This is a genomic window from Brunnivagina elsteri CCALA 953 (assembly GCF_002289455.1).
Classification (GTDB): domain Bacteria; phylum Cyanobacteriota; class Cyanobacteriia; order Cyanobacteriales; family Nostocaceae; genus Brunnivagina; species Brunnivagina elsteri.
The window spans coordinates 1-6,659 of the sequence record NZ_NTFS01000363.1; the positions used below are offsets into that span (position 1 = coordinate 1).

Here is a 6,659-nt window from a genome sequence, read left to right on the forward strand (position 1 = left end):
CTAAAAAGCACCTAAATTATATATTAGGGCAGGCAGGGATGCCCACCCCACAATAATTATAATAATTTGGATTATATGATTTAAATGCGGAACAGCTTACTACCCTTCGGGAAGTCTTTCGTCTAGCTTCGTCAGTATGACAGAGGTTTATTTTTTTAGCCGTTTTGAGTATAGGCTGTATTACTCAGCGCTGGGTTGGTGAATTTCTCCCAACTGTACTTCTTGACTTGCACCTGTCGCGGATGGTAGATTTCCAGGGTTGCCCATTTGTCGCCAATAAGCGAGTACTGCAAATGCGATCGCTTCTTTAAAATCGGCATTTAAACCAACTTCATCGGTGGTTGTTACTGGTACTTTGTCAAGTAATATTTGTAATCTCCTTTTTAAGTATAAATTGCGAGTACCACCACCACATAAAAGTACTCTTTGGGGCATTTGTGGTAAAAATAGGCGATAATTTTCAACTATTGATGCTGCTGTCAGTTCGGTTAGGGTTGCTAAAAAGTCGGCTGGGGTGAGTTGATGTTTTTCAGCATCTTGAAAGCATTGTTGCAGGTAATCAACACCAAATAATTCCCTTCCTGTAGATTTTGGCGGTGGTGTGTGAAAATATTGGTGTTGGAGCCATTGTTTTACTAGGGTTTGGCAAATATTTCCGCTTGCTGCCCAATCGCCATTTTCATCGTATGTTTTAGCACCATTACTTAATTGATGTACGGCTAAATCGAGCAAGCTGTTCCCTGGTCCAGTGTCCCAGCCACGTATCTTTTCTAACCAGTTATCACGTCGAGCAGGTAAGTAAGTAACATTACCAATTCCACCGATATTTTGAATACATCGTGATTCTTCGGGGTGGCTTAGTAATGCAGCATCAATACGTGGGACTAATGGGGCACCTTGACCACCTGCGGCGATATCAGCAGCACGGAAATTACTGATGGTGGTCAGATTAGTTAGCTGTGCAATTAAAGCACCTCTACCGAGTTGGAGGCTATAGGCAAGGGTATTAAGAGTGGGTGGTCGATGGTATACAGTTTGACCATGTGAACCGATGAGAGTTGCAGGTTCGTGACTGGCTTGGATATTTAAGGCAGATGAAGCAAAAGCAAATGCGATCGCATCATCTAATTGGGCTAGTTCCTGCATTGATATCGCTTCATTTGCACATACTGATAAAATTTTTTCTCGCAATTCATCTGGGTAAGGATAGGTTTTAGCGGCAATCAATTCGATTTGAATATCTAAATCTTGACCATAAATTTCTACTAAGGCAGCATCAATACCATCAACGGATGTACCGCTCATTAAACCAATTACGCGAATCATTACAGGTTTTTGGGTTTTAGATTTTAGATTTTGGATTTTGGATTAATTAATAATTATTGGTCATTGGTTATTAGTCAAGTATTTGCAGTTACGAAATAAGGAAAAAATAAATACAAAATTCAATTCTGTAGCTTGCTTACCATAAGATATTCTGATTCTTGATAATTTTTAGTTATTTTGCTTCCGATTAAATTCATTCAAATCTAGGGTGTAATTCAATCTCAAAATATTGACACCGGGTTCACCAAAAATACCCAAAAACCTACCATCAGTAAATCGACTTATTAATGGCATTATTTCCTCTTGTTTGATATTACGGGCACGGGCAACTCTTTCAAGTTGAGTTCTTGCTGATTTGATGGAAATATGAGGGTCTAAACCCGAAGCGGAGGTGTAGATTAAATCTGCTGTAATTTGCAAATTTTCATCACGTAATTGATTCGCTGTTTCTAGCGTACGACTGATTAATTTTGGGTTGCTAGGAGCCAGATTACTAGCTCCAGATATACCTGTTGGTCTTGCTTGCTTGCCTTGGCTGTAGCGGATTGTGCTGGGACGAGGATGAAAGTATTTATCGGATGTGAATAGTTGACCGATTAATGTTGAACCGTATGGTTGATTTTCTAGGTTAGCAACTATGCTACCGTTTGCTTTTTCTCTGAGAAATGGTAATTGTCCAACACTAAATATTAATAATGGGTATATTACGGCTGTTAGTAGCCACAATATTAAACTTAGGCGAATCGCTTTCAGGATATTTTTTAACATAATTTAGGGGAAAGGGGCAATGGGCAGGAAATTAACAATAATTATTAATTTATATTTAGACGACTCTACGATGTTAATATTTTTCTGGTCTGAATATGACATCAAATAAATAAATGATGATTCCCAGGGTGATTATGCTTAAACCTGCGATCGCATAAGTATGACGTGGCTCAAATTTTCCGATATTGGCGTAAACAATGGGTGCAAAAATAATGTTGAGACTAATTCCTAAAAATATGATTAATAGTAACTTTTTTCTGCGCCATTTCTGCCAACCTAATCTTAATTTTTTCATAAATAAAAATATTTTCCAATTCAACATTTATGCACCTAATACCAATTACTTGTGAAGTTGCACATTATTTCGATTCCTCTCAACCTCCCCTTGCTAAGGGGAGGTTGAGAGGCGGTGGGGTTATTTTATGCATCTTCATATTAAAATGGTATAAGTCTATTAAAAAAAGCCAATCGCAGTAATTATAATATCTATAACTTTAATAGCTAGAAATGGCGCAATAATCCCTCCTAAACCGTAAATTAAAATATTGCGTTGCAATAATTGATTGGCTGTTAGTGGTCTGAACTTTACTCCTTTTAATGCTAAAGGAATTAATACAGGAATAATCAAAGCATTGTAAATTAATGCCGATAATACCGCAGTATTTGTACTTGTCAAACGCATAATATTTAAACCTTGCAAATTCGCAGATGTAAATAATACGGGAATAATTGCAAAGTACTTGGCAATGTCATTCGCAATCGAAAAAGTTGTTAAAGCACCACGGGTAATTAATAATTGTTTGCCAATTCCCACAATATCTATTAATTTGGTGGGGTCAGAATCTAAATCCACCATATTTGCTGCTTCTTTTGCTGCCTGTGTGCCCGTATTCATTGCCACACCGACGTTTGCTTGGGCAAGTGCTGGTGCGTCATTTGTACCATCCCCTGTCATTGCCACAAGTTTTCCCTGTGCTTGTTCCTGCTGAATCACATCGATTTTATCTTCTGGTGTGGCTTCGGCAATAAAGTCATCAACCCCAGCTTCACGGGCAATCACTGAAGCGGTAATCCGGTTGTCCCCTGTCAACATTACAGTACGTACACCCATACGTCGTAGTTGGTCAAAACGGTCTCTTATTCCTGGTTTGACGATATCCTTAAGATAAATAACACCGTAAACTTCCCCATCCAAGGCAACAGCAAGGGGTGTTCCTCCCTGTTCGGAGACTCTTTGATATGCGGTATCGAGTTCGGGGGAGTCATAGCCGTTTCGAGAACGTACAAATCCTCTGATTGCTTCCACAGCACCTTTACGCACTTCTCTGCCATCGGGTAAATTTGTGCCGCTCATGCGAGTCCTGGCAGAAAATTGTATACCTTCGACGTTGTTGGTGTCAAAGTCGATGAATGCCCCCAAGCGTTCGGATAGACGGACTATTGATTTACCTTCGGGTGTATCGTCAAATATACTTGCCCAAAGGGAAACTTGCGCCATTTCTTGGATATCGTGACCATTAATTGGTAAAAATTCCTCCGCTAATCGGTTGCCAAGGGTAATTGTTCCGGTTTTATCCAAAATCAGTGTACTAACATCACCGCAAGCTTCTACCGCCCTTCCAGAGGTGGCTATGACGTTAAATTGGGCAACTCTATCCATACCAGCAATGCCAATAGAACTAAGTAAACCACCGATTGTTGTCGGGATTAATGCTACTAATAAGGCAATTAGTACGGAGACGCTAATGGGACTGTTGACGTAATAAGCAAATGCAGGCAACGTCACAATTACAATCATAAATACCAGTGACAGAACCGCTAATAGCACAGTCAAAGCGATTTCATTGGGGGTTTTGCTGCGTTCTGCACCTTCTACTAAAGCAATCATGCGATCGATAAAGCCTTTGCCGGGGTCAGATGTAATGCGGATAATCAATTCATCGGAGATAATGCGTGTACCCCCCGTTACGGAACTGCCGACATCAGAACCAGATTCCTTTAAAACCGGGGCAGATTCACCAGTAATAGCCGATTCATCGACGCTCGCAACTCCCATTGTGACTTCCCCATCCCCAGGGATAATATCACCAGCGCTGACATAGACTGTATCGCCTTGTCGGAGGGTTGTAGAAGATACTTCGCTGATTGAACCATCCGGAGCAAGTTTTTTGGCGATGGTTTCCGATTTTGTTGACCTAAGGGCATCTGCTTGGGCTTTTCCCCGTCCTTCCGCAACAGCTTCGGCAAAGTTGGCGAATAGTACGGTAAAAAATAGGATAGCGGTAATTAATCCGTTGAAAAGTTGCAGGTTTTGACCAGAAACGGGACCAAATAAATAGGGATCGATAGTCACCATTAAGGTAATTATTGTGCCCATCCATACCAGGAACATCACAGGATTGCGGATAGCTGCTTTGGGATTTAGTTTGACAAAGGCATCTTTGATGGCACGAGTGTAAAGTCCTTTAGGAATGGCTTTGGATTGTTTGCGGGATTGACGGCGATCGCTCGGTCGATTGCGTGGACGGCGCGATGGTGGTGTGTTAATTGAGCCAATCATAAAAATAAGAATTAAGAGTTAGGAATTAGGAATTAGGAATTGGGAATTAGGAATTGGGAATTGGGAGAGACGACCCACCGGGTCGTCTGTACGACAATTAGGAATTAGAATATAGGAATTAGGGGATTGGGATTGGGAATGTAGCGATATATCGCGTCTGTTTGTTTATTATTTAATATCCCCCAGCTAGTTTAAAGCCTTCAGCGATTGGTCCTAGTGCTAAAACTGGGAAGAAGGTTAAAACTCCGAGTATGAGAATAACACCTGCGGTCACGGAGATAAATAGGGATGAGTCAGTTCTTAATGTACCGGGGGTTTCGGGAACTGGTTGTTTTTTTGCCATACTATCAGCAAGTAATAAAATAGCAATAATTGGTACATAACGTCCCAGGAGGATGCTCAAGGCTGTGCTGAGGTTCCACCACAGGGTATTATCATTTAAACCCTCAAAACCCGAACCATTGTTAGCGCTGGCTGAAGCATATTCATATACAACTTGTGCGATCGCATGAAATCCTGGGTTACTAATTCCGGCAAGTGTCTTGGGAAAGGCAAGTGTTATGGCACTAGGCAATAATACGGCAATGGGGTGAATTAACAAAATTACACTGGCAAGGACAATTTCACGTTTTTCAATTTTGCGTCCCAAAAATTCTGGTGTCCTTCCCACCATTAATCCAGTCAGGAATACGGTCAAAATCAAGAAGATAAATAAATATGCTGTTCCCGTTCCTTGTCCACCCCATACTATTTGTAGGAACATATTTAATAATGTTGTAAATCCACCTGGGGGCATTAATGAGTCATGCATCCCATTCACTGCACCACACATCGTTGCAGTTGTCATCACTGCCCATAAGGTGGTTTGTGCCCAACCAAAGCGAACTTCTTTACCTTCAAGATTAATAGCTTCCTGCCCAATAATATTATTTACCAGGGGATTTCCCTGATATTCACCAATGGCAGCAAAGATTACTAGTACCACAAAAATAGTAAATACCATCCAGAAAAGCAGCCAAGCTTGTTTGATATTACCTGCAAACACCCCATAGGTATAAATCAACCCTGATGGTATCGAAACCATTGCAATGATTTCAATCAAATTCGATAAAGCATTGGGATTTTCATAGGGATGTGCGGAATTCGCACCAAAAAAACCACCGCCATTTTCCCCCAATTGTTTAATCATCTCAAACGATGCAACTGGTCCCCTAGCTATATATTGGGTCGAACCTTCCAGAGTTTTCAGTTCCAATGTCGGTGCAAATGTTTGCGGTACTCCCAGACTTAGAAGTGCGATCGCGCCGACAATGGAAAGTGGCAGTAATATTCGCGTAATTCCACGGGTCAAATCAACATAAAAATTACCCAAAGGTTTACCCGTCAACCCCCGAATAAAGGCAATCCCCACAGCTAAACCCGTTCCCGCAGAAGCAAACATCAAAAATGTTAATGCCGCAGTTTGACTTAGGTAACTTAACGCGGTTTCACCTGAATAATGTTGTTGATCCGTATTAGTCAGAAACGAAATTGTCGTATGTAATGCCGTATCCCATCTTAATGCCCCCAACTTATTCGGGTTCAAAGGTAAAAAACCCTGGCTGATTAAAATTAGATAGGCAAATCCACCCATAAACATGTTGCTGAAAACCACTGCCCCCAGGTACTGCCCCACCGTCATATTCTCACGATGGGCAATACCCCCCACAGCGTAAATGATACGTTCACAAGGGTTAAGAATTGGGTCGAGAATTGTTCTTTGCCCCATGAATACCCGTGCCATATATTTCCCTAAAAAGGGGGTAATGGCAATAACGATCGCGAGTGTTAAAGCTATTTGCAAAAATCCTTGTAGCATTTATTTTAGTTAAAATTACATAGATGGAAATGGATATACTTAAAAGTCGGTGCAGCAAAGAATTATAGCCGCGATCGCACTATTATTTTAATTTCCACAGAAAAATCTTACGGTAATCTCAAATCCTTGGCGACTTCCTCTTACTCT

At 41.0% G+C, this 6,659-nt stretch carries 5 protein-coding genes; all 5 read right to left on the reverse strand.

What is annotated here, in order from left to right:
* Window positions 1-180: 180 nt before the first annotated feature.
* Window positions 181-1,326, reverse strand: coding sequence for an anhydro-N-acetylmuramic acid kinase (locus tag CK510_RS23820; protein WP_095724040.1), 1,146 nt, complete (start codon window positions 1,324-1,326; stop codon window positions 181-183).
* Between the two features lie 168 nt (window positions 1,327-1,494).
* Window positions 1,495-2,094, reverse strand: coding sequence for a K(+)-transporting ATPase subunit C (kdpC, locus tag CK510_RS23825; RefSeq protein WP_095724041.1), 600 nt, complete (start codon window positions 2,092-2,094; stop codon window positions 1,495-1,497).
* Between the two features lie 73 nt (window positions 2,095-2,167).
* Entirely contained in the window at window positions 2,168-2,389 is a 222-nt protein-coding gene (locus tag CK510_RS23830) for a potassium-transporting ATPase subunit F (protein WP_095724042.1), read from the reverse strand.
* A 159-nt stretch (window positions 2,390-2,548) separates the two neighbouring features.
* The gene (gene kdpB, locus CK510_RS23835; protein ID WP_095724043.1) at window positions 2,549-4,654 is read right to left on the reverse strand and encodes a potassium-transporting ATPase subunit KdpB; all 2,106 of its coding nucleotides are present in this window, start codon (window positions 4,652-4,654) and stop codon (window positions 2,549-2,551) included.
* A 172-nt stretch (window positions 4,655-4,826) separates the two neighbouring features.
* Window positions 4,827-6,512, reverse strand: a complete 1,686-nt coding sequence (kdpA, locus tag CK510_RS23840; protein WP_095724044.1) for a potassium-transporting ATPase subunit KdpA — start codon at window positions 6,510-6,512, stop codon at window positions 4,827-4,829.
* Window positions 6,513-6,659: the final 147 nt, after the last annotated feature.